This is a genomic window from Pseudarthrobacter sp. Hb11 (assembly GCF_059383655.1).
Genome location: NZ_JBWZCM010000010.1, coordinates 96045 through 119859, shown reverse-complemented (window position 1 = coordinate 119859; position 23815 = coordinate 96045). Strand labels below are relative to the sequence as shown.

The 23815-nt window shown below is 66.7% G+C and carries 21 protein-coding genes; 5 read left to right on the top strand and 16 right to left on the bottom strand.

Annotated features, from left to right (window positions below; genetic code table 11):
* Window positions 1-11: 11 nt before the first annotated feature.
* The 4 genes from AC50X7_RS14245 to AC50X7_RS14230 form a co-directional block, all read right to left on the bottom strand.
* On the bottom strand, window positions 12-992 hold the full coding sequence (locus tag AC50X7_RS14245; protein ID WP_494979615.1) for an NAD-dependent epimerase/dehydratase family protein: 981 nt from the start codon (window positions 990-992) through the stop codon (window positions 12-14).
* Window positions 989-3673 carry an alpha/beta fold hydrolase gene (locus tag AC50X7_RS14240; RefSeq protein WP_494979614.1) on the bottom strand — a complete coding sequence of 895 codons (2685 nt, stop codon included), beginning with the start codon at window positions 3671-3673 and terminating at the stop codon, window positions 989-991. The genes AC50X7_RS14245 and AC50X7_RS14240 overlap by 4 nt, the downstream gene beginning before the upstream one ends.
* Window positions 3667-4719 (bottom strand): 3-oxoacyl-ACP synthase III, encoded by a 1053-nt coding sequence (locus AC50X7_RS14235; protein WP_494979613.1) that lies wholly within the window; start codon window positions 4717-4719, stop codon window positions 3667-3669. Before AC50X7_RS14235 ends, AC50X7_RS14240 begins: the two co-directional genes overlap by 7 nt.
* Before the next feature lie 598 nt (window positions 4720-5317).
* Window positions 5318-5800, bottom strand: a complete 483-nt coding sequence (locus AC50X7_RS14230) for a hypothetical protein (protein WP_494979612.1) — start codon at window positions 5798-5800, stop codon at window positions 5318-5320.
* Between the two features lie 175 nt (window positions 5801-5975).
* Here AC50X7_RS14230 and AC50X7_RS14225 point away from each other — a divergent pair, with 175 nt between their 5' ends.
* The gene (locus AC50X7_RS14225) at window positions 5976-6428 is read left to right on the top strand and encodes a hypothetical protein (RefSeq protein ID WP_494979611.1); all 453 of its coding nucleotides are present in this window, start codon (window positions 5976-5978) and stop codon (window positions 6426-6428) included.
* A gap of 101 nt (window positions 6429-6529) precedes the next feature.
* Here the strand turns inward: AC50X7_RS14225 and AC50X7_RS14220 are convergent, their stop codons facing one another.
* Window positions 6530-7426 carry a diacylglycerol/lipid kinase family protein gene (locus AC50X7_RS14220; protein ID WP_494979610.1) on the bottom strand — a complete coding sequence of 299 codons (897 nt, stop codon included), beginning with the start codon at window positions 7424-7426 and terminating at the stop codon, window positions 6530-6532.
* A gap of 210 nt (window positions 7427-7636) precedes the next feature.
* Between AC50X7_RS14220 and AC50X7_RS14215 the strand changes: the two genes are divergently transcribed.
* Window positions 7637-10324 (top strand): PEP/pyruvate-binding domain-containing protein, encoded by a 2688-nt coding sequence (locus tag AC50X7_RS14215; RefSeq protein ID WP_494979609.1) that lies wholly within the window; start codon window positions 7637-7639, stop codon window positions 10322-10324.
* A gap of 102 nt (window positions 10325-10426) precedes the next feature.
* Here the strand turns inward: AC50X7_RS14215 and AC50X7_RS14210 are convergent, their stop codons facing one another.
* The 3 genes from AC50X7_RS14210 to AC50X7_RS14200 form a co-directional block, all read right to left on the bottom strand.
* On the bottom strand, window positions 10427-10624 hold the full coding sequence (locus AC50X7_RS14210) for a hypothetical protein (protein ID WP_494979608.1): 198 nt from the start codon (window positions 10622-10624) through the stop codon (window positions 10427-10429).
* Between the two features lie 15 nt (window positions 10625-10639).
* On the bottom strand, window positions 10640-11626 hold the full coding sequence (locus tag AC50X7_RS14205; protein ID WP_494979607.1) for an NAD-dependent epimerase/dehydratase family protein: 987 nt from the start codon (window positions 11624-11626) through the stop codon (window positions 10640-10642).
* 152 nt (window positions 11627-11778) lie between these two features.
* Window positions 11779-12045 (bottom strand): hypothetical protein, encoded by a 267-nt coding sequence (locus AC50X7_RS14200; protein ID WP_494979606.1) that lies wholly within the window; start codon window positions 12043-12045, stop codon window positions 11779-11781.
* Window positions 12046-12236: 191 nt separating this feature from the next.
* On the opposite strand from AC50X7_RS14200, the gene AC50X7_RS14195 reads away from it, so the two are divergent.
* Both AC50X7_RS14195 and AC50X7_RS14190 read left to right on the top strand, forming a co-directional pair.
* Entirely contained in the window at window positions 12237-13469 is a 1233-nt protein-coding gene (locus AC50X7_RS14195; RefSeq protein WP_494979605.1) for an MFS transporter, read from the top strand.
* Window positions 13470-13607: 138 nt separating this feature from the next.
* Complete coding sequence (locus AC50X7_RS14190) at window positions 13608-14675, top strand: glycerophosphodiester phosphodiesterase family protein (protein ID WP_494979604.1); 1068 nt, start codon at window positions 13608-13610, stop codon at window positions 14673-14675.
* Between the two features lie 37 nt (window positions 14676-14712).
* Here AC50X7_RS14190 and AC50X7_RS14185 read toward each other — a convergent pair whose 3' ends face one another.
* From AC50X7_RS14185 to AC50X7_RS14155, 7 genes are read right to left on the bottom strand one after another with little or no spacing between them, the layout of a single operon-like run.
* Entirely contained in the window at window positions 14713-15816 is a 1104-nt protein-coding gene (locus tag AC50X7_RS14185; protein ID WP_494979603.1) for an oxidoreductase, read from the bottom strand.
* A complete protein-coding gene (locus AC50X7_RS14180) occupies window positions 15809-16150 on the bottom strand; it encodes a hypothetical protein (protein WP_494979602.1) in 342 nt (113 codons plus the stop codon). Before AC50X7_RS14180 ends, AC50X7_RS14185 begins: the two co-directional genes overlap by 8 nt.
* A 41-nt stretch (window positions 16151-16191) precedes the next feature.
* On the bottom strand, window positions 16192-16917 hold the full coding sequence (locus tag AC50X7_RS14175) for an SDR family NAD(P)-dependent oxidoreductase (RefSeq protein WP_494979601.1): 726 nt from the start codon (window positions 16915-16917) through the stop codon (window positions 16192-16194).
* A gap of 16 nt (window positions 16918-16933) precedes the next feature.
* Window positions 16934-17701 carry an SDR family NAD(P)-dependent oxidoreductase gene (locus tag AC50X7_RS14170; protein WP_494979600.1) on the bottom strand — a complete coding sequence of 256 codons (768 nt, stop codon included), beginning with the start codon at window positions 17699-17701 and terminating at the stop codon, window positions 16934-16936.
* A complete protein-coding gene (locus tag AC50X7_RS14165; protein WP_494979599.1) occupies window positions 17688-19079 on the bottom strand; it encodes an MFS transporter in 1392 nt (463 codons plus the stop codon). Before AC50X7_RS14165 ends, AC50X7_RS14170 begins: the two co-directional genes overlap by 14 nt.
* On the bottom strand, window positions 19076-19966 hold the full coding sequence (locus tag AC50X7_RS14160) for a polysaccharide deacetylase family protein (protein ID WP_494979598.1): 891 nt from the start codon (window positions 19964-19966) through the stop codon (window positions 19076-19078). The genes AC50X7_RS14165 and AC50X7_RS14160 overlap by 4 nt, the downstream gene beginning before the upstream one ends.
* A 44-nt stretch (window positions 19967-20010) precedes the next feature.
* The gene (locus AC50X7_RS14155; protein ID WP_494979597.1) at window positions 20011-21030 is read right to left on the bottom strand and encodes an asparaginase; all 1020 of its coding nucleotides are present in this window, start codon (window positions 21028-21030) and stop codon (window positions 20011-20013) included.
* Window positions 21031-21286: 256 nt separating this feature from the next.
* Between AC50X7_RS14155 and AC50X7_RS14150 the strand changes: the two genes are divergently transcribed.
* Window positions 21287-22342 carry a LacI family DNA-binding transcriptional regulator gene (locus AC50X7_RS14150; protein ID WP_494979596.1) on the top strand — a complete coding sequence of 352 codons (1056 nt, stop codon included), beginning with the start codon at window positions 21287-21289 and terminating at the stop codon, window positions 22340-22342.
* On the opposite strand, the gene AC50X7_RS14145 is transcribed toward AC50X7_RS14150, so the two are convergent.
* Window positions 22339-23784 carry a PucR family transcriptional regulator gene (locus AC50X7_RS14145; RefSeq protein ID WP_494979595.1) on the bottom strand — a complete coding sequence of 482 codons (1446 nt, stop codon included), beginning with the start codon at window positions 23782-23784 and terminating at the stop codon, window positions 22339-22341. The genes AC50X7_RS14150 and AC50X7_RS14145 overlap by 4 nt on opposite strands.
* Window positions 23785-23815: the final 31 nt, after the last annotated feature.

Genomic DNA, 23815 nt, shown 5'->3' with positions numbered 1-23815 from the left:
GGACTGGTGGTTCACGACGCCGACCGGGCACCATAGTGCTCGGCCAGCTTCGCCAGTCCCTCATCAATCGAGACAGCGGGCGTCCAGTCCAGGAGCTCCTGGGTTTCGCGCTGGTCGAACCAGTGGGCGGTGGAGAGCTGCTCAGCGAGGAACCTGGTCATCGGCGGCTCCTCTTGCCGCCCGGCCAAAGTCCACAGCTTCTCCACCACCGCTCCCGCCGCACGCGCCACCCCGCCCGGCACGGACCACCGCGGCGCCGGAACCCCGCCCGCAGCGCAGATGCCGGCCAGCAGCTCCCCCACCGGACGCGGCTCGCCGTTGCTCACCACCAGGGCCCTGCCATGGACGTGGTCCATGCGGTGCAGCGCGGCCACAATTGCCGAGGCCGCATTGTCCACGTAGGTGGTGTCGATCAAGGCCGCGCCGGCGTCAAGCAGCGGCAGGCGGCCCTGGCTGGCGCGTGCCAGGACCCGTTCCACCAGTTGGGTGTCGCCGGGGCCCCACACGATGTGCGGGCGCACCGCCGCGACCCGGAAGTCCGGAGCGTTTGCCGCCAACGCCAGCAGCTCCGCCTCGGCCTTCGTGCGGGAATAGTCGCCGTGCGCTCGCTCTGGGTCCGCCGGCTCCGCACCAAGCCCGGCGATGGCGGCGCCGGAATTGGCCACCGACGGGGAGGAGACAAACACCACGTCCCCCGCTCCTGCCGCCTGGGCGCAATGAAGCAGGCGACGGGTTCCTTCGACGTTCACCTCGTCGAACTCCGCGGCACGGCCTGTGAAGGAAACCTTGGCGGCCAGGTGGATAATTCCTTCCGTGCCCCGGACTGCTTCCCGTAGCACGCCATCGTCGGCAAGCGATCCGCGGAAGTCAGTGGCGCCGTCGACCCCTGAGGGACGGCGCTGGAAGGTGACCACGTCATGGCCCTGCCGCACTAAGAGCCGGGCCACTTCTCCCCCAAGCAGCCCGCTTGCGCCGGTGACGAGGACCCTCACGGTTTTCCCGGACGGCCGCCAGCCAGCACCCGTGAAGCCCAGCTGGACAGGCGGCTCCTGTCGATCTTCGCGTTGTGCCGGATGTCGGTGGGCTGTGCGGGGACGACGAGCACGGCGGAGACACTTACGCCAGCCTTACCGGCCGCGCTTCGGACATGCCCGGCGAGCTGCGGCGCAGCAGGGCCGGCCTTGCGAACGGGAGGATCGGTCTCGACGACGGCGACCACGGCCTGGGTGCCTGCCGGTCCCACCCCGGCGATCGCCGCAAGCCGGACGCCGTCCAGGCGTTCGATCGCCTGCTCGGCGCCCACGGGCGTCACTACAGCACCAGGTGCAGTCACCACATGGGCGAGGCGTCCCTCCACCCACAGCCGGCCGGAGGAGTCGAAGTGCCCCACGTCGCCGGTCCGGTGCCACCCGGGAATGCTGGTGCTCTTCCCCTGGGTCAGCCAGAGCCTGTCGTACGTTTCCTTGACGTGCGGGGCGCTGACCAGGATCTCGCCGGTGACGCCAGCCTCGGTCCCGGGATCGCGTCCGGGTGCGGTGCCGTCCGCTGCCAGCGGGATCACGGCCACACGGGCGCCGTGCACCGGCCACCCCACGCACACGCCGTTGCCTGCTCCGGCCACGGTGCCGGCGGCAGCATCGGCGTCGGCGGCCTGGATTTGTTCGAGGCTGATGTCGGTGACCGGCAGCGCCTCAGTCATCCCGTACGGGGTGTGGAGCGAGGCCCGGGGCAGCAGCTGCTGGACCTCAGCCAGCAGCGGTGCCGGGACGGGCGCGCCCGCAGACAGCAGCAGCTCGATACCTTCCAGCGCCTTGTGCCCGGCGGCACTCACGCCATCCTGGGTGGCAAGTATATTCCGCAGCGCCGCCGGCGAGGCGAAGACCACCGTGGCGTCGATGGCCGCGGCGGCGTCGGCGAGCGCCCTGGCCGTCAAGGTGCGGGGTGCCGTGACGTCCATCGCCGGCGTTACGGACACCGCTCCGAGCGCCGGTCCCAGCAGGGCGAACGGGGCGAAACCCGCCACCAGCCGGGCACCGGAACGGATCGCGAAGGTTTCGGCCACCGTATCCCGCATCGAGGCCAACTGCCGGTGCGTGTAGAGCACCCCCTTGGCGGGGCCGGTGGAGCCGGACGTGAAGAGGACGGCAGCCGGGGCCTCCGGATCCACACTGTCCGTCAGCTGCGAACCGCGGCCAGCACCGGACCGGGATAGGGCCGAGAGGGAGGTCTCGACGCCCAACAGCCGACGGGGGGCGGCCGGGAGGTCCTGCACGCTGATCCGCCGTCCCGGCCAGCCAAGCACGGAGGCAGCAGCGAGCGCTTTGTTGATCCCAATGAGGAAATCGGGGGTGGCCCCTTTCACGGCGCGGCTCAGGCCCTTGGTTCCCAGTCCGGCGTCGGCCACCACCACCACGGCGCCCAGGCGCAGGCAGGCGTATAGGGCTACCGTCAGGTCCACCCCGGGCGGAACCATCAGGCTCACCCGGCTGCCGCGTCCCACTCCAGCTTCGCGCAGACCCGCGGCGAGGTCCAGGATGTTCCGGTCCAGCTGCTGCCAGCTGAGCGAGCGGGCGGTGCTGCCGTCCGCTGCCATTTCCGCGACGGCGGTATCTCCTCCCGCCGGCCCTGCCGCCCGCTGGCCGAGCAGGTCCCACAGGGGCCGGAAGGCGGGCGGCTCCCGCTCAGCCGTCTCCTGCACTTGGCCACCGGCCGTCGTGCCGTCCAAGGCATCACTTCCGTTGACACCAACGTTCTCCGCGAGCCACTGGAAAACCGGCGCGGCAATGTCCCGGTCCTCCGGCACGAGATGGCCGGCACCCTCGAAGCGGTGCACATCCGCGTGCGGAAGCCGGGTGAGAAGGTCCTTGAGGTACCGGTCCGAAAAGATAGGATCCCGCGGGCCCCAGAGCATCAGCGCCGGAACCTTCAACCCGCGCAGGCCTTCCGCAACGCCGGTCAGCGCCAGGAAGCTGGGGTGGGACGCGTCCACGGGAATGTCGGCGACGAAGTTTCCGACCCCGGTCCGGCGGTCGGCCCCGCGGTAGGGCGCCATGTAGGCCTTGCGGATATCGGCCGGCAGCGGCGGGTGCGCCAGCGAGTGCGTCACCCGCAGGAAGGCATCGGATGTCGTGGTTCCCCACCCGTGCACGGCCGGGTGCAGGGCCAGCCGCAGGGCCGGCGGGATGGCCGAACTGGTCGGCTGATGGACCGCTGTGTTCGTCAGCACCACCCCGGCGAGCTGCTGCGGGTGCGCCAGGGCCCAGCCCAGGCTGATTACGCCGCCCCAGTCGTGCCCCACCGTAATCACGGGGCCGTCCAGGCCCAGTGCGTCCGTCAGGTCGCCGAGGTCGTTGATCCGGTCCGCCAGGCGCCGGAAGGTGCCCGTGCGCTCGGAGTAACCCATGTCCAGCTGGTCCACCGCGATGACGCGCCAGGGGTGCACAGGGTCCGAGCCGGCGGCCAGCAGCGTCCGCCACAGGTACGACCAGGTGGGGTTGCCGTGCACGCACAGCAGGGTTCCGGCGGGAGTCAGGCCCAGGCGGGCCAGCTCTTCGCCGTTGTCCAGCAGGTGCCAGCGGCGCACTGTGCCCGGCGCATCGGCGTCGGACGTGGACGGCACATCAATTTCGCGCGACCATCCCGGGCGGACGCCGGGCCAGCCCGCGGCTACCAAACGATTTCCAGCATCGCGGTGTTCAGCCCGGACCCCACACCCATGCAGAGCACCCGGTCCCCTGCTTCAAGGGACTGCGCTTCGGCGGCGAGGGTCATGGGGAGGGAGGCTGGGCCCACGTTGCCCCAGTGCGGGAACGTGATGGGCACCTTGTCGGGATCCAGGTCGATGGCGTCGATGATGGCCTGCGTGTAGGCGTTGCTCACCTGGTGCGTGACGTAGCGGTCCATGGCGGCCCAGTCCCACTCCGGCCGGGCTTCGTGCCAGGCGTCGACGACGAGCTGCAGGCCGCCGTCGAGCAGGCCTTTTGTGTCGGTTGCCATGCCATCAATGCCGCCCACGCACAGCTCATGGTGTTCCGTGCCGGCGCGCATCACGCCGCCCAGGATCCGGTGCGCACCGGGGTGCTGGTCAGCGGGCCCCAAAACGGCGGCGGCAGCTCCGGAGCCCAGGGTGAGGGTGGCGAACTCGCGGTTGAAGTCCTCGCGCGTGGTCTCCGGCCGCTCGAGCCGGGCCAGCGTGGCCTCCTGCGTGGACTCGGCGTCCTCGCCGTTGACGATCACCGCGTACTTGATCTGGCCGGAGTCGATCATATTGGCCGCGAGCGTCAAACCGTTCACGAACCCCAGGCAGGCATTGGCCAGGTCAAAGTTCATGGCCGACGACGGGAGGCCGAGTCCGTGATGGATCTTCACCGCGACGGACGGTTCCAGATTGCGCCGCGTCACCGAAGTGTTGATCAGCAGGCCGACGTCGCACGCCTCCACACCTGCCTCGGCCAGGGCTTTCGCGCCCGCTTCGGCAGCAGCATCATCAAACGAGGTCCCGGGTGCCCACCAGCGGCGGTGCGTGACCCCGGCAACGCGCTCCAACAGCCGGGGCGGGAATTTCAGCCGCTGCAGGGTGCACGCCAGCCTGCGGTCGAAATCCGTGGAACTGACGATCCTCGGAGCCTCGACACTGCTTACCGAAAGCAGCGCGGTGTTGCTGTGCCGGAAGGTTGCATTCCCTGCCAAATCAAGCCCCTGTTCGTTTCCGTCCTGCATTTATGCGGTGACTGTACCCATAAGCGCAAGTTCAAAGCTTAACTTGGCTGGCGCCTGCTCCGGTCAATCGTGCACCAGAGGCAGACCCGCCATGCCGCTGACTGACTGACTCGAACGGCAATGGTAAGCATGCTTAGGAAATGATATAGGCGCGACGTCGGACCGCCAACCGGAAAAGGGAAGCATTAGGGGTCAGCCGACAGAAGAATGGGGAATTCGTTTGGGAAAATGGTTGGCACCATAGGAACGGGTAGGGCCTGCGGGCGGTTCCGGGCCTAAACTCAATCATGGAGTCGATCCCGGCGGTGTTCTTGGTTTTTGGTGCGGCTTTCGCATGGTTGGGCTTGACGGTAGCGGTACTCCTACGGGTGCGGCGCCGCAGGAACGGCTCGTCATTGGTGGCTTCGGCTTCCCCTCCTGCGGACACCAGCCGCAACCGTCTCCACAGAACCTGGCGCCGGGTCCGCCCGCTAACCGGGCAGCGCCCGGCGCGTCGGCGCAGGTTGGGCCTCAGGAAGGCCCGCGGGTGAACGCCTCCCGCGGACCAATAACGACAGTTCCTATGAGCAGAGCCGGGTGAGGCCCTGCCGAGGGCCCTCTAGATACGGCCCGCGGCGAGGTCCGGATCGGCGTCGAAATCCTCGACGTCCCGGTCCTGCGAGGGGGCCGAGGACCCAGGTTCTTCACGGTTCGTCCGCAGGGAACGCCACACGCCAAACCCGGCGACTGCCAGAAGAGTTGCGATCAACCACGCCATTCGCGATGCCGGCCGCACGGCCGTGACCGGGGCGGGATCCACGATGTCGGCCGCGGCTTTCGGCGCCACCCGCTTCAAACGCTCCTGGACCCGCGGGCTCAGAGTCTCCACCCCGCCCGCCAACTCGTCAGCGAGCCGTCGCACTACTGCCTGGAGGCGGGGTGATGCGGTTTCAATGCCTGTATCGAGCCCGGTTACGGCTCGTTGCAGTGCCGTCTGTACCCCGGGAGTGGCCCATTCCCTCCCCTTGGCCAAGTGGGCCATGAGGTTCTCAGCAAGAGGGAGGACCTGCTCGGGTTCGGTCACTGTATTTGCTTTGCGCATGCTGCCTCCTGGGTGTGATGGATGCCCATAGCCTACGGCGGGCAGCGCCGCAGAAACACCCCTTCGGCATCCGGGAAGATTACGGGGAAGGGCGCTGCGGTCCTCATTGCTATTGGGCGCGCAACACAGTGTCGTGGGGGCATAGGAAGCAGGCTAAAAGGCGCATAGTTGGACGATGACAAGTCCTTACACCCGTGGCGACTCCTTCAGCAGCGGGGCATCCCGGGAACACATCAAACGAGCGCTCGTGGAGTATGGGGCGACGGACGTTCTTTTCAGCCAGCGTGAAAACCGGAGCGCCATCGCTTTCAAGGGCGACGGGAGGCAATTCCGTATCGTAGTTTCGTTGCCGCAGCCTGATGGAACCACGGTAATTCCGAGGGACACGGCGGAGGGCCCTATCCGCGAAGCGAAGGCTAAGGTCCTCGAACGTGCGAACCGCAGGTTCTGGCACGCCCTGGCCCTGTCAATAGACGCCAAACTTGCGGCGGTGGGGGCAGGCGTTGCCACCCTTGAATTGGAGTTCCTTGCCCATGTGGTTCTTCCAGGGAACCGAACGGTAATCGACGAACTCGAACCCGTCATCGCCTCTGCTTACCGGTCCGGCCGTCAGCCCTCATTCGACTAGGCGGCCCCGTCCTCCCACCTTCTCGGCCCCCATGTGTACGGCGCCCTCCGGGAGGCAGAAGCAAAACCACGGGCTCGTGTCGGAGCGTCGTGACTGGTCCTTCAGATGGTGGCAAGAGCACCCTGGGCGCTTTCGACCAGAACATGGGTGCCTGCCTGAACATGAACCACTTCGCCGTCAATCTGGCAAGGGACAGCATTACGCGTCGTAAAGGCATAACTGCTGACGCTGGGTTGGCGCCCCAGTCCCAGCGTCACCGCCCGAAGAGTCATCAGCGCCATTTTCCAACGCCCCGCGTGGGGCAACGTCACCACCTCAAACTGACCGTCGTCCGGATGGTTCGGCTCGCTGACTGTCCCGTACTTCGCCATCCGCGAAATGTTGGCCAAGATCAGGCTGTCGAACTGCGCTGTGGCACCATCGGCGCGCACGAGCTCAAACGGCCTCAGGCCAGAAAGCGTCCGGGCTACGGATATGAGTTCGAGGACTTTCCCCTTTCCGCCCTTTTCGATTCCGATAGCCATTAACGGCGTGAGCCCGAACCCCACATATGAGTGGGCGTACTCGACCTGCTGCCCCTCTGCACCGCGGAACGTTATGCGCAACAGGTCGATGCGGCGGACCCGGCTCTCGCGAATGGCCTCTGTAAGCGGCTTTTCGGGCATGCTCCTGTGATGATCATTGGCGTTGCCTGCCGGGAGCACAGTGCACACCGCCCTGTTGGCGGGAACGTCCATCACCCCGTTAACCACCTCGTTGTACCCGCCATCACCGCTGACCGAAACTATGAGCGGGGACCCCCTCCCGGCCGCTGATCGAGCCAGATCGCGGGCATGCCCGGCAAAGTCCGTCGGCAGCAAGTCGACTGGCAGGTTCGGCAGATCAGTTGCTAGATTTCGCTGCAAGACGTCAATCCGCGCGGACATTCCAACTTTGCCGGGATTGAATATCAGGACTACCCGGTCAAAGGGGGCGGCAGGTGCCCGGTCTTCAGCCATGCTGCGCGTCCTCCCGGCCCTGTTGCGGTCAAGTCCAGCCTAGCTCTGGACAGGCCCGTACCAAAAGGCCGGAGCAGTGCAGTGGGAGACGCAGCGGAACTGGTCCTGGTGGAGGGCTTTAGCCCGTGGCCTCCTGTCCGCTCTGGTGCCAGTATGTTGAGGACCAGGTTTATCCAGGCGCCCGACACCGGGCAGCAAGGACGCACAGTCATGACCTTTGTTCAGGATTTAGGCAGTGTGGGACGGGACGACGTCGCCGTGGCCGGCGGCAAGGCCGTCGGACTGGGCGGCCTTATCCAAGCCGGGCTGCCGGTCCCGGCGGGGTTTGTGTTGACCACCGCTGCCTATTCGGACTTCGTCGCGCGCAACAATCTCGGGACGGCGGTCCAGGACCTGTCCACGCTGTCACCGCAGGCTGCGCCGCAGGACTATGAGGATGCCTCGGAACAGATCCGGGCCCTGTTCCGGAGCGGCACTATGCCGGCCGGGATCGAAGCCGAACTGTTGGCCGCCTACGCGCGTCTTCGCGGTGAGGATACGCCAGTGGCGGTGCGCTCCTCCGCCACTGCCGAGGACCTCGAATCGGCCAGTTTTGCCGGGCAGCAGGAAACGTACCTCAACGTCCGTGGCGCGGACGCCCTCGCGAAAGCCGTGATCGACTGTTGGGCCTCCCTGTGGACGGCGCGGGCGATGGCCTACCGTGCCCGCGAAGGCGTGGGACCTGAGGAGGTGCGCCTCGCCGTCGTCATTCAGCAGATGGTGGGGGCCGAGGCCGCCGGGGTCATGTTCACCGCCAATCCCGCCAACGGGCGGCGGGACCAGACGGTGCTCAGCGCCGCATGGGGCCTGGGCGAGTCGGTGGTCAGCGGGACCGTCACCACGGATGATGTGGTGGTCGACGCCGGGACCGGCTCGGTGGTGTCGCGGCAGACAGCCGACAAGGAAGTCATGACCGTCTACGCCGAGAACGGGACGCGGGAGCAGCCGGTGGCGGCAGCCCGCCGTCGTACGCCGGTGCTTGACGACCAGGCGGCGGCCGAGCTGGCCAGCCTTGGCAAGCGGAGCGCCGAGCATTTCGGTGCGCCGCAGGACATTGAGTGGGCGCGGGCAGATGGCAGGTTCTTCGTATTGCAGTCCCGTCCCATCACTGCCCTGCCTGAACCGGCGGCCGATACCCCGGAGACCTGGCCCCTGCCCTATCCGAACGGGCTCTACTTCCGGGCGAGCATCGTGGAACAGCTGCCGGACCCGCTCTCGCCGCTGTTCGCTGACCTGATTGACGGTTCCGTGGCGCGGTCGCTGCGGGCCCTGATGGCCGAGGCCCTGGGCAAGAACGTGATCCGCGACGTCGACATCGGGCTGCCCACCGTCAACGGCTACGCCTACTACTATTACCGCAGCTCGGGCATGTGGCGGATGATGGGCAAGGCGCTGACGGCGGTGGGCGCGCTGGCCCGCGGCAAGGCACACATGGGGGTGGCCGGCTGGCGCGGGTTCTCGCACCCCCGGTACGAACGGGTGATCAAGGACTGGCAGGCGAAGCCCCCGGCGGAGCTCACCGGGGAGGAACTGCTGGCGGGCGTGCAGGCGCTCCTGGACGCCGGCACCGTGTACTACACGGCCGTGCAGTCCATCATTCCGCTCGCCGCCACCAGCGAAATCTCCTTCCGGGCGTTCTACGACAAGCTGGTCCGGCGCGACGGCGATCCGCCGGCCCAGACGCTCCTCCTCGGCTACGACAGCGAACCCATCCGCGCCGAGAAGTCGCTGTACGATCTGGCTGGCTGGGCCCGCAGCGACCCCGCGCTGACAGCGGCTTTGGTGGAGCGTCCGACGGCGGTGCTCGCCCAGTGCCTGCGTACCGGTTCGCCGCCGGATGGGGTGGACGGCGTCCTGTGGCAGGAATGGCGTTTCGCCTTCCGGGAACACCTGGGCCTGTACGGCCACGCGGTCTACAACCTGGACTTCGCCAGCCCGGTGGCGGCCGACGACCCGTCCGTCCTGCTGGAGACGGTGAAGTTCTACCTGCGCGGGCAGGGCACCGACCCGCATGAGCGGCAGCGGCAGCTGACCGAGCGACGGGAGTCGCTCACTGAGCAGATGGCCGGCCGCCTCGGACCGCGGCGCCGGGCGGCGTTCCTCCGGCTGCTCCGGTGGGCGCAGGACCTCGCGCCGCTCCGCGAGGACGCGCTTGCCGACGTCGGGCTGGCCTGGCCGCTGCTGCGGGAGATGCTGCTCGAGCTAGGGCAGCGGCTGGTTGATTCTTCTGTGATCGCTTCGCCGGACGATGTGTTCTGGCTGCGGTTCCAGGAGCTGAGGAGCGCCGTCGAGTTCGGCCTCGCCGCGCCCGGAGGCAGCGCGCCCGGCGGAGGGACCGCGCCCGCGGCCCGGGCTGCCGTCGTTATTGCCGGAGCTGAGCGGCCCGTCCGTGCCGCCGCCGTCGAGGAGCGCAGGATGCTGTGGCGGGGCCAGGCGAAGGCCGCCGCCCCGCAGATGCTTCCCGAGAGCCGGTGGATGGAGCGGGCCTTCGGGTCCATGATGCCGGCGGGCTCGCAGCACCAGAGCGGCGACATCATCAAAGGCGTTGGAGCCAGCGCGGGCCGGGTCAGCGCCCCCGCGCGGCTCCTGGCCGGGCAGCAGGACTTCGGCAAGATGGAACCCGGGGACGTCCTGGTGGCCCGCATCACCACTCCGGCCTGGACGTCGCTTTTCGCAATGGCCTCCGCCGTAGTGACCGACGTCGGCGGCCCGCTGAGCCACAGCTCCATCGTGGCCCGCGAGTACGGCATCCCCGCCGTCCTCGGCACCGGAGTGGCCACGCAGCGGATTGCCACCGGCCAGCAGGTCAGCGTGGACGGCGACGCCGGGACGGTCACGATCGAGTGCACGGGCACGTAGCGGTGTGGCCCCGACTGTCCTACGTGCGCCCGAGCCCCCTGACGTAGGCCGCCTGCCCCACGTGCTGGAGGCAGTCGGCAAGAGTGCTCACCAGCCTGACACCTAGCGTGACCGGCGGATCCCAGCGCCGGTCCACAATGCGGTCCAGGTCCTCGTCCCCGAGTCCCGCCAGGAAGCCCGCGGTTTGCCGGTGCCACCCGGCCGCTCGGTGAGGGCGCCGCCGTCGAGCCCTTCCAGTGCGGCCTCCACCGTCTCCCGGATCCGGCCGAATGACTCCAGCAACAGCTGATTGGTTTTCATCCAGGTCCCCTTCGGTCAGTTGGCCGGGACGCCCAGCGGGCGGGCAACACTGAGCTGCCCGTGGTCGATGAGCCACCGGACGGATTCGAGCACAGCCTCTTCGGGCTCGTAGCGGGGCGCATAGCCCAGCAGCGACTTGGCCTTTTCGATGCTGAAGCAGTGGTTGCGGTACAGGTGGCCCCAGCTCGCGTCGGCATGCTCAGGCGTGGTGCTGCCGCGGAACTGCTCCCAGGAGATTGGTTCCAGCGCCGCCGGGTGCCCGAACCAACCGGCGGCGATCTCCGCGTATCCCCGGACATTAAGCGCAGTGGGGGCCACGATGTTGAAGTCCTCGCCGGCGGCGGCGTCGCGGTGCTCGATGGCCTTTGCGAAGGCCTGGGCGAGGTCGTCGGCGTGGACATGGTGCATCATTTCGGTGCCGCTTCCGGGCACCTGCAGCGGCTGGCCGGCGGACAGGGTATGCCAGACGCCGGGGTCAAGGTTCCCGAGCGGCCCGATGGGGTGCCAGCCCGGTCCGACGATGTGCCCGGGGTGCAGGGACGTGGTGGCGAGTCCCCCGGCTGCTGTCTCTTCTTTCAGCATGCGCGCGATTGTGTCCTTCTGGATGCCGTAGTCACCGATGGGGGCTGCGGCGGCGTCGGAGCCCTCGGCGATGGGCAGCTTGCGGCTGGGCCCGTACCGCCAGATGGACCCGCAATGCAGCAGATGGGCCGCCCTCCCGCGGAGGGCGCTGACCAGCGCGGTTGCCGATTCGAGGGTGAAGCACACCAGGTCCACCACGACGTCGGCCTGCAGCGCCGCGACCCGCTCCCCAAAGGTGCCGTCCCGGTCCTCCTGCTCACGGTCGGCAATCACCGGGCGCACCTGCTGCCACTCGGGCGCATCGACGTAGGACCTGCTGGTTCCACGGCTGATGTTGATGACCTCATGGCCGGCACGCACCAGCCGGGGAACGAGGAACGTCCCGATATGGCCGCTGCCACCGATAACAACAATTCGCATGGTTCTCCAATTCTTCCTACCGAAACCCGGACCCGGTGTTCCCGCCTCCACGCTAGAGGCTTGGATGAATGGGTGGAAGGACCAGTTGCTGGAACACCTGCCGGTGGAACGCAGGCCGGCACCGCGACGACGCCTGGGAGCGGGCGCGCCAGCTACTCCCCCATCCCGGGATGCACCCGGACAAAATCCACTTTGTTGCCGGAGTTTGTTCGGCCCGCAGTCGTCCTGGAGAACCCCCGCGCGTCGAGGCCGTTCTTCGCCCGGAATTCCGCGACGGCTTCGTCATAGGCGTTGTTGAGGGTCAGGCCTGAGAACTCCCCGGTGCTGCCGTCGGTGAAAGCGATCCTGATGCGGACGCTGGCCGGGTAGTGCCGGTTCATCCGAATGAAGCCTTCTGCGTCCTGCTGGAGAGTAATCAAGGGAATCTGCTTTCGTTGTGGGACCGGCCTCCAGTCTGGCGCAGATCGCGCCTGGGAGGTACCAGCAGGGCCCCCTGCACCGCGCCGCATTTGCACCGGGGCCCTTAGTTCACCCTGTAAACTTTGTGGAGGAATTGTTAGGCCAGCAGCGCCCGGTTCTGCTCCCTCCCCCCTGAATGGAATCCCCCTTGATGTCTTCCGCGATTTCCGCGCCGGCGCCCCAGCGTTTCCCGCTGGCCGCCATGGTTGTCCTGGCCACCATCGCCTTCACCGCCATCACCACAGAACTGCTCCCCTCCGGCCTGCTCCCCCAGATCAGCGCCGGCCTGAATGTGTCCGAGCCGGTGGCCGGCTACCTTGCTGCCGCCTACGCCGCCGTCATCGTGATCACGGTGGTGCCCGCCGCGCGGCTGCTCGCCAACATACCGAAGCGGCCCTTGCTGGTGGCACTTGTCCTGACGTTCGCGCTCAGCAACGCCTTGGTGGGTATCGCCCCCGACTTCACGTTTGCGATGGTGGCACGGCTGGTGGGCGGCCTGGCACACGGGCTGCTCTGGACCACGATGGCCCCGTACGTCGCCCGCGTGGTCCCGGCCGACAAAGTGGGCAAGGCCCTCGCCATCGTCTTCAGCGGCAACAGCCTGGGCCTGGCCATCGGCGCCCCGATCGGCACTGCGCTGGGCACTGTCCTCGGCTGGCGCTCGGCGTTTATGGCGCTCGCCGGGTTCGGCGTGCTCCTCGCCGTCCTGGGCTTCCTGTTCCTGCCGTCCGTCCGGCGCGGCGCCGGTGAGGTCCGCCCTTCAATGCGTGCGGCAATTGCCCAGCCCGGCGTGAAGTCCGTCGCCATCGCCTGGCCGCTGCTGATCCTGGCCCACTTCGCGCTCTTCACCTACATCGCCCCGTACATCCGCGAGGCCGGCCTGCCCGACTACGCCATCAGCCTCTCCCTCACCGTCCTCGGCGTCGCCGGCCTGCTCGGCATCTGGATCGCCGGGATGACCGTTGATTCCCACCCGCGCCGTTCGCTGCTGATGACGACGGCGGCAATCGCCGTCTCGATGCTGGCGTTGCCGTTCGTGGGTGGCAACCTTGTCATCGCGCTCGCACTGATGACAGTGTGGGGCGCCGGGCTCGGCGCGATTGGCATCTACAACCAGTCGGCAATCCTCCGCGCCGGCCGGGAGAACAAGGACGCCGCCAACGGGCTCACGGTCCTGACCATCCAGTTGGGTATCACCATCGGCGCCCTCTACGGCTCTGCCGCTCTGGTTGTGGCCGGGCCTTTGCTGGTTCCGGCGGCTGCGGCGCTCCCGGTTATCGCAGCACTGGCCATCGCCTACGCCGGAAAGACGGCGGCCTACCCGCCGGGCCCGCGCGAGTCGAACTGGAAGCGGCCCCGGCCCGTCAAGGAACACCAGCACTAGGCTGCCGGATGACAACGGACCGGCACCCCACGTTAACCTCTGCTCCAACTCCCGGCACCAAACACGCAACCTGCCCTCCCTAGCGTTGGCGGGTCACCGGCCACCAGCCGGTCCCCGTCTCACCAGGAGGAACCACCCATGCGCCACGTCCTGACTGCCGCGGCAGCCGCCGCCCTGATCGCCGCCATGGCGAGCCCCGCCGTCGCGGGCTCCGAGAACGAAGCCAACACGCCGTCGTCGAACACTACTGGCACCGCTACCTCAGCAATTAAGACGAACGAGCGAAACGGCTCCTTCGACCTGCAGAGCCATCGCGGTGGCCGCGGTGAGTGGACCGAGGAGTCTCTGGCCGCGTTCGAAAACTCCCTGGCGCTGGGCGTCACCACACTGGAGCTGGACACGCACAGGACCGAGGACGGCAAGGTAATCGTGTGGCACGACGACACCATCCAGGCCGGCAAGTGCAAGGACACGGCCGCCGCCGCCGGCACGGATCCCGAGTTCCCGTACGTAGGCGACCGCGTGGCCGAGCTGTCCCTGGCGCAGATCAAGACACTCGACTGCGGCTTCAAGCAGCTGTCCGGCTACCCGGAGCAGGACGTCGTGGAGGGCAACCGGATTGCGGAGCTCAAGGACGTCTACCAGCTGGTCCGGGACACGGGCGCCGCGAAGGTCCGCTTCAACGTGGAGACCAAGGTGGAGAGCAGCCAGGTGGGCGGCGCCGGTATGGAGTCCCTCACCCGCGCCGTGGTGGCCGAGATCCAGGCCTCCGGCATGGCGGACCGCACCACAGTGCAGTCGTTCGACTGGTCCTCGCTGAACCTCGCCAAGGAGATCGCACCGGAGCTGCCGCTGGTGGCGCTCTCCAGCGGCAACGCCTGGATGGGCGTGGGCCAGCCGGGCGCCAGCCGGAACCTTGGTGGCATCGACATCGACGACTACGCCGGTTCCCTGCCCAAGGCGGCAGCTGCGCAGGGGTACGACGTCGTCTCCCCCACGTTCAGCTCCGTCACCCCCGCGATGATCGCCGAAGCCCACGAACTTGGCTTGCCCGTCGTCCCCTGGACAGTGAACACCACCGCGGACATGGAGCGCCTGATGGACCTGGGCGTGGACGGCATCATCACCGACTACCCCACCCGCCTGCGCACCCTCATGGAGGAGCGCGGCCTGAAGCTGCCGAAGGCGTATGAGGTGAAGGGCTAACCTTACTAATTCTGGTTTACGCCGAGTCTGGGATTTTTTAGGAGGGGTCCTCCAGTTCCCAGTCCTTGACATCCGCAAAAGGAGCGAACACGGAGGGGTCGAGCTCTTCGAATTCCATATTATTGCGGACAAGATGCGGCCAGTTCCGGTTGGCCAAGGCTCCCTTGCCCAGGGCAATCACGTCCGCTGAGCCGTCCGCCAGCATGGACACCGCGGTGTCCGGATCGTCCAGTTTGCCGTTGGCGATAACCGGTACCCCGCAGTACCGTTTGGCCAGCGCAGCCAGGGATTCCTCCGCATCCGCGAAGGCGGGCTCGGTGGCGCGGTATTCGGTGGTGTGGACAAAATCGATCCCCGTTGCACCCAAGGTGCCGAAAATGACTTCGGCTTCCCCCACTCCCCCGCTCCACTTGTGGTCAGTGTCGCTGACCTTGGACTGGGAGATGCGGATTCCCACCGTCATGTCCGGGCCAACGGCCTCGCGGACGTCCCGGCAGATTTCAGCGGCGAAGCGCACCCTGTTCTCCGGTGATCCGCCGTAGTGGTCATCGCGCTGGTTCAGGTAGTCCGTGAGGAACTGGTCCAGCAGGTAGCCGTTGGCACCGTGGATTTCCACGCCGTCGAATCCGGCCTGTTGTGCGCGCAGCGCGGCGGTGACGAAACCGTCCAGCACCTCCTTCATCTGGGACAAGGTAATCGCGGAAGGAACAGGGTAGGGACCTTCGCCGCGGTAGAAGCCCAGCTGCTCCCCCTTGGGTGCCACCGCAGATGGGCCCACGGAGGAAGTGACAAAGCGGTTCCCCTGGCTCTGCGCCCCCGCGTGCATCAGCTGGGCGAAGATTTTCGATCCCTCCGAGTGCACGCCGTTGACCACTTTTGCCCAGGACCGGGCCTGCTCCTCTGTCGCGAGGCCCGGCTGGAAGTGGTAGCCCTGGCTGTGGGCGGTGTCCGGGTAGATACCTTCCGTGATCAGCAGCCCAAAGCCTCCGCGCGCAAAGGTTTGGTAGTAGGAAGCCATTTTCTCCGTGGCATGCCCGTCCTCGGTTGCGCTGATCCGCGTCATAGGAGCAAGCGCCACCCGGTTGTCCAGGTGGGTGGCACCGATCCGGATAGGTGACCAGAGCGAGGAGTAATCAGTCATTCAAAATCTCCTTAATAGTGGTCGGGTGGGGCAGCAGTCCGGCAGCCCGTGCAGGCAGGCCCGCGTTGGCCGGGTCAGTTGCGTAGGCCTGCCCGCGTCTGTGCAGGTGGTCCAGAACTGACGCGTCAGTGAAGCAGCCGAGCACAGCGGACCACAGTTCTTCGAGTGTCTGGCACTGCCGGGCGGCCCCTGCGGCGGCGGTCATCAACCAGCCGTCCTTGAGGGCGGTCACCTTCGGCGCGCCGGGGAGGCCGGTGCAGAGGGCGTTGACCGTGGCGGCCACGATCAGGTGTTGCCGCATAGTCCGCACCGGCCCCAGGGCGGGGTCCGCCACGGTGGTCCTTCCGCATGCACCGCACATGTCGCTCCCTTTCCTTACGGCATGACATCGCCGGAGTTGGGCCCCAGCGTCTGTCCCACGAAGAGGTTTCCGCCGGGGTCGCTCGCCAGCAGCACCGCGGCCGGCGCCACTTCTGCCGGAGTCCCGAAGCGCCGGAGCGGCAGTTCAGCGCGTTTGGCAGCTTTCCAGCTTTCCGAGATGCCCTCCACCAATGGTGTCTCAATGGGGCCCGGGGCGATGCAGTTGACCAGGACATTGTCCGCCGCCGTTTCCAGGGCCAGGGCCTTGGAAAGGCCCACCACGCCGGCTTTGGCAGCGCTGTAATGGGTCAGCCCCACGCCGCCCTTGATGGCCAGCTGGGAGGCGATGTTGATGATGCGGCCCCACTTCCGCTGCCGCATCTCTCCCACCACCTCCCGGCAGCACAGGAACACACCGGTCAGGTCCACCGTGAGGGTCTCGTTCCACATTGCCAGGGACATGTCCTCCAGCGGAGACTCCGTCAGCAGGCCGGCACTGTTCACAAGGACGTCAACCTGACCAAGCCTGTCCCGGGCTTCGGCGAAGGCGGCCCGGACGCTGGCTTCATCCGCCACGTCCACGCGGACGGTGCCGTCACCTGAGGCCCGGTCCAGTACGACTACCCTGTCCCCGTTCGCGGCGAAGGCCTCGGCAATTGCCTTGCCGAGGCCGCTGGAACCGCCGGTTACAACTACGGCGCGGCCTGGGCCCGAACTCCGGGCATTGTTTGATGTGTTCACGGTATCCATTCCCGTTTCAGGCGCGCATCTTCACGGTGAGCCCGCCGTCAACCACCAGCGCCTGCCCTGTGATGTAGAGGGACTCCTCGGAGGTGAGGAACCCGATCACGCTGGCCACTTCCTCCGGTTTGCCCACTCGGCCCCAGGGGATGTCTTTCCCGGCCCGCTGCAGCCCCTCGGGGCCCAGCGAATTCACCGGGTCCAGGGACTGCGGAGTCTCAATAAGGCCCGGGATCACGGCGTTCGCGCGGATCTGCCGCGGTCCGAGCTCCACGGCCACGCTGCGGACCAGGCCCAGGACCCCTGCCTTGGCGGCGGCATAGTGGGCGTGTTCTTCCCACCCGTACACGCCGCCCGCGATGGAAGAGACGGCAACCAGCGCGCCGCCGTCGGTCATTCGCTCCGCCCCGGCCCGCAACGTGCGCAGCACGCCGGTGAGGTCCACGTTCAGCATGTCGTGCCAGCGTTCATCCGTCATCTCCCCCAGCGGGGAATTGCGGAGGATTCCGGCGTTGGCGATGGCGTAGTCCAGCCGCCCGTACTCGTCCACGGCCCGCTGGGCCAGGGCGTCCACGGACGCAGTGGTGCGGACGTCCACTTCGTGGATCACCGCTTCACCGCTGGCCTCCTTGACCAGGCGGAGGGTTTCCTCCGGGTCGTGGGGGTCGCCGGGGAATGTGCCGATGACGGACACCACTCCCTGGCGGGCGTAGTGGACGGCGAGGGCGCGGCCGATTCCGCTTGCGGCGCCGGTGATGATGGCAACTTTGTTAGGGGACGTCATGGGGGTGGTCCTCCAGAAGAGCTTCGACGGGGGGCTTGGCGGCGATCATCAGGAGTCCGGAGAACAGCGTTCCGGCCGCGCCGACCCACAGGGCTGCAGCGCCGGTTCCCGCGCTGGCTGCCGCTGCCGTGAACAGCGCGCCGCCGAGGATGGTGCCGGGCTGGCTCATGGCGCCGATGAAGGCGGTGCCGGTGGCGCGGCAGCTCACGGGGTAGCACTCGGCCATGAAGTACTGGATCGCGGCGTAGGGTCCCACGAGGAAAAACAGCCCGGCGCCGTAGGTGAGGATGATCATGAAGGGGCTGGTGGCGATGGGGCTGAGCATGATGGCGAAGGAAATGCCGGAGAGGATCCAACCGCCGATGATGGTGCGTTTGCGGCCGATCTTGTCACCGATCCAGCCGTGGAAGACGTATCCGAAGTAGGCCAGCAGGTTGATGATGATCAGCATCCAGAAAGCGTCAGCGAGCTCCACGCCCTTGGCGTTTTTCAGCACGGAGGTGCCAAGGACGCTGAAGATCATGATGCCGAAGAAATTGAAGATCCAGGCCAGCGAGAAGACAACGGTGTTACGGGCCAGGTGCGGTTCCCAGATGCGCTTCAGCGGGGCAGCCGAGGAGTGCTCGACGCCATAGGCGTGGGCGAGGGCGTGTGCTTCCTCCGATTTGCCGCTCTTCTCGAGTTCGGTGAGTTTGTGGTGCAGTTCGAACTGGGGCGTCTCCTTGAGCTTCTTGGCGATGACCCAGACGATGATCGCGGCCGGAACTGTGGCCACGAGGTACAGGGCGCGCCAGCCCAGGGAAGGGAGCAGCACGAGGGCGAGGGCACTGGCGAGCAGGAAGCCCAGCGGCCAGCCGCCCTGGATGAAGGAGTAGTGGAAGCCGGGCCGCTTGCGCTTGTCCGGGACCTCCGTGACCTGGTAGACCTCATTCATGTAGGTGGCGTTCACGGCCTGTTCCGAGAATCCGAGGCCACCGAAGGACCGGACAATGACGAGCAGTGCGTTGCTCAGGACCGGAATGCCGGTCGGGATCAGTGCCGTCAGGCCGGAGACGACGGCGGTTCCGCCTACGGTGACCATCATGCCTTTGCGCCGCCCCAGCCGGTCAATGATCGGGCCGATACCGAAACACACTACGGCTGTGCCGACGGCGATCCAGGTGTTGATGGCGTAAGCTTCCGGTTCGGTCCAGCCGAATTCCTCCTGCATGGCCGGCAGCAGGGTGCCGAACAAGCCGTAGTCAAAGACGGCGATGGTCCATGCCAGCAAGGCAAGGACAGTAGCGGTAGTGGTATGTCGCTTTGTGAAAATAGGGAATCTGCGCTTTTCACCCGGTCCCGGCTGAGACAGATCGACGTCAGTCTGTTGCGTAGTCATGAGTGGCTTTCCTTTCGGGGGCTGCGGGCAAGGAAGGAGTCGGCGATTTGGTCGAAGGTCAGCCAGCTGACGCCGTCGTGGGAATTAATGTGTTCGATGAGGCGCTCCAGCATGAGCAGCACCTGGGGCCGGCCGGAGACATCCGGGTGAATGGTCATGGTGAAGACCGCCTGGTCCATCTCGCGGTAGACCCAGTCGAACTGGTCGCGCCACATCTCTTCGATCTCGCGGGGGCTGACGAACCCGTGCGAGTTTGGCGCCGCCTTGATGAACATCATGGGAGGGAGATCGTCGAGGTACCAGTTGGCCGGAATCTCCACCAGGTCCGTTTCCTGCCCGCGCACCAGCGGCTCCATCCATGTTTCGGCGTCCTTGGTGTAGTCGATCTTCTTCCAAGAGTCGCCCACACGGACGTAGTAGGGTTCGAAATCGCGGTGCATCAGGGAGTGGTCGTACTTGATGCCCCGTTCAAGCAGGATTTCGTTGGTGACGGGCGAAAACTCCCACCACGGCGCGACGTAGCCTGTGGGCCGGCGCCCTGAAACCTTCTCGATCAGTTCAATTGAGCGGTCCAGGATCGCCGTTTCTTGCTCCCGGGTCATGGCGATGGGGTTTTCGTGAGAATACCCGTGGACGCCGATCTCGTGTCCGGCATCCACGATCATCTGCGTGAGTTCGGGGAAGGTCTCAATCGAGTGGCCCGGCACGAACCAGGTTGCCGGAAGGTTGTACTTTTCAAACAACCGGATAAGCCGGGGTCCCCCAACTTCACCGCTGAACAGTCCCCTGGAGATGTCACACGGGGAGTCCTCGCCTCCATAGGAGCCGAGCATGCCCGCTACTGCATCGACGTCCACGCCGAAGGCAACTTGAATGTCCTTAGCCATTGAATATTCCTCTCAATTCGTAAAACCGGGTGTGTTCGTGGGTGTCAAAGGGAAGGTTCAGGAGGCCTCCCTCGTTGGGCGAAAATTTCGGCGATCCGCTCCCGGTCGGGGTTGAGCCTGAGCAGGAGATTGAGCAGAATCAACGACTGTGACGGCCGCAGGTGACTGGATCCGATGGCCCCGGCCGCGCGGAGGTCCTCACCGCCTCCTCCGGCCCCGTAAATCGGGACCACGGGACCGGAGTCCACGCGGGTGCTGGTGACCACCACGACGCCCGATGCCACCGCGGCGGCCACCGCGGAACAGAGGCTGGCGTTGGCATTGCCGCTTCCGGTGCCTTGCAGGACAATGCCGGCGGCTCCCGCTTCAAGGGCGGCGTGCATCAGGGTGGAGTCGGCGCCGGGGTAAGCGGCAACGAGGTCCACCCGTGGGGAGTCATCGCCCGGCGGGGGCAGGGGCAGGGCTTCAAGCCTGCCGCCACAGCCAGCCATTGCGACTTCTCCTTGGGCTGATACTTCGCCAAGTACCCCAAAATCGGGGTTCGCGAAGGCATTAAGCCGAACCGTTTGGCTTTTCCGGACGCCGGCGGCAGGAAAAACGGTGCCTGCGAAATACACCATGACTCCTTTTCCCTTGGCGTCGTTCGAACCCGCGACGGCGATAGCGCGGGCGACGTTCTCCGGGCCGTCGGGAGCCTCGGAGTCAGCGGCGCGTTGCGAGCCGGTGAAGACAACCGGGCGCTGGTCGCCATGGGTCAGGTCCGCGAGGTAGGCGGTCTCTTCCATGGTGTCCGTCCCGTGGGTCACCACCACGCCCAGAACCTTGGGGTCCTTGAGGACTTCCTTGATGGCGGCGCAGACCCTCAGCATGTCTTCGAAGGTCAGGAGGTAGGACCCTTTCTGGAACACGTCCAGCACCCGGACGGGATGGGAGACGCGCGCACCGAGGGCTTTGAACACCTGTTCGCCGGTATCGGAAGCGACGGCGCCACCGGCACTGGAAGAACGGGACGAAATGGTGCCGCCGGTGGCCAGCAGCACGACATGGGAGTCGGTATCAGTCATCTCAGCTCCGGTAGTTCGCTGACGTACCACCCAATCGATTGGGTAGCCTATCGCGGAAGTGGGCATTGCAGGAGGCAAAAGGGTTCGGTACCAAGGGCTCTGTGATACCGGGAGAGCATTCATCTACACCTACCCAAACGATTGGGTTGCGTTGATGAAAGACTATAGAATGTGAAGCGGGTCACGTCAAGGGCCGCCCGTGGGGCCTGGCTGAGCAGACCTGGGCTACAGTGACCTCGGTGGGCAGGAGAGGGACATGGAAGAAAAGGCAGACGGCGGCCGCACGGTCACGCTGAAGGATTTGGCCCGGGAGTTGGGTATTCATCCTTCCACCGTCTCCAGGGTCCTGCATTCGGGTTCCGATGTGGCCAAAGGAGCCGCCTCCGCTGCCACCGCGGAGCGCGTCCGTGAACTCGCGCGCAAGCTCGGCTACTCCCCCGACCCCCAGGCCGCGAGCCTGCGGACCCGGCGGACCAAGCTGCTTGGCGTTATCGTCCCCCGCCTATCGGACCTGGTCCTGGCCATTATGTATGAGGGAATCGATGAGGCGGCAGCCGAGGTAGGGTACTCCGCGTTTGTGATGAACTCACGCGATGATCCCGAAGAACAGCGCCGGAAGATCGACCTCATGCTGGCGCGCCGCGTGGATGGCCTGATTATTGGCGACGCCCGCCTTGACGGCAGCCTCCTGCAGGAACTGACGGACCGGAAGGTCCCGTTCGTGCTGATGAACCGCAGGGTGCCGGGCTACCCTTCCGCCACCTGCGACGACGTGGTGGGCGGCGAGCTGGTGGCCGAACACCTGTGGGAGATGGGCCACCGGCAGGTAGCGGTGATTGCCGGCGAGCCGTACGCAAGCACCGCCGTCGACCGGACTGCCGGGTTCCTGGACCGCTGGCGTTCCCTGGGCGGTACCATCTCCGCCGACGACGTGGTGTGGTCCACATTCGATACGGCCGGCGGCCGGGAGGCCGCCGAAAAGATTCTCGCCAGCGGCAAGCCGCGGCCCACCGCCCTGTTCGCCGTCAACGATTTTGCAGCCATTGGTGCGATGGGAGCCTTACGATCCCACGGCCTCACTGTGGGACAGGATGTTGCCGTGGTGGGGTACAACGACACCTCCCTGGCCGCCGAACTTCCCATTCAGTTGACCTCGGTCCACTCCCCCATGGCGGAGATAGGACGTACGGCAGTGCACCTTATCCAACGTGTGCTCAGGGGCGACAACCCCGAACCTGCACGGCTGACACCAACGCTGTACGTGCGGGAAAGCAGCGCCGCCAGGGTGACGGCGGAAGTGGCTGCCACCTAGGTCCCGGCGTCCATGATCTTCAACGCCAGCAAGCAGGTGGCGCGGACTTCGCCATCATTGAGGTCAAGCCGCAAAAGATCCTCGATCTTGCGCAGCCTGTACGTGAGGGTGTTGCGGTGAATGAAGAGCTCTTTGCAGGTCTCGCCGGTATTCCCGCTGTAGCGCAGGTACACCTCAAGCGTTGCGCGCAAGGCGGTACCGCCGTCGGACATCAACGGGGCCAGAAGCCGCCGGGACATCGCCACCAGCCCCGGCCCGGGCAGGCCCTCCACCACGCCGGCCAGGTCTGCGACAGGCGCCTGATGGAGACCCGGCTCACCGACCCGGCGGCGGGCCAGTTGCAACACCAGCGGCAGTTCGCCCAGGCTCCCGCACTCAGAGACGACGGCGGAGAGCTCCGGTGCGTCCCGAAAGGACTTCCCGACGGCTTCCATCAGTTCAATACCCGGCTCGCCGCGCTGCACAAGCAGCGTGGTGAGGCCGGCCTCTTCCATGAACCGCACGGTCCTGAACTCACCCTGCAGGCCAACCCGCACCCGCCAGGCGATTGTCCTCAGCTTGATCGGCGCAAAGTTCCCCGCGCCCCCGATCAGCACTGCGCCCCAGTCCCCCTCGGGTTCGAACCCGGCCTCCGCGGCGTAGCGCTCAAGGGCCGTCGCGGGAGTTCCCCGGGCCTCGTAGAGCGCCTCCATGAAGCGCGCGGCCTCCCGTGAATGCAGGGGCGACCGGGAACCAAGGGTGTAGCTCAGCTGCATGGCAATGACCGCCGCTACCGGCCCCAGCAGAGGCTGCAGCACCACACTGCTCTTGATTCCCTCGATAGCCAGCTTGTACCGGAGGATACCGCCGCTGGGGAGGCTCAGGGTGGTCCTGGCCGTTCCGCCCCCGGCTGTTCCTGCGGAAATGAGTTCAAAGCCGTTGTGGTCAAGGACGGCCACGCGCGCCCTGACGGCCGTGGCTACCCGCTCCAATACCTGCGCAAGCGAATGGCCGCCAGCTGCCAGCCTGGTGCACTCATCCGCGAGCTCCCACCCGGCACGCAGCTCGGCATACCGTTCGGCCGCGATGAGCTGGTCCGCATGCCTCATCACCAGGACAAACGGCACCTCCGGAGGCAGTTCGAGCAACGGCAGGCCATGGGCTTCGCAGGCCTGCACCAGTCCTGCAGGCAGTTCGCGGTGCGCTGCGCCCAACCCGAAAACCAGCCCCGACACGGGAACGGACATCAGGCGCTCCACGTAGGCATCCCAGATCCGGTAGTCCTTGACGTTCAGGCCCATCCCGTTGGTCAACAGCAGCGCGTTGACACTGAGGAAGGGCGTGGGGTCCATATGCTCGGTGGGCGCGCACCAGGCGATGGGGCGGGCAAGACGCCCCGGACTGCCTGCCGCGGCAAGGCGGATGTTCAACGCAGGATCTGCCACAAGATCGGCGACACGCATAAGAACACCTCCTGCTAGTGCAAGCATCATA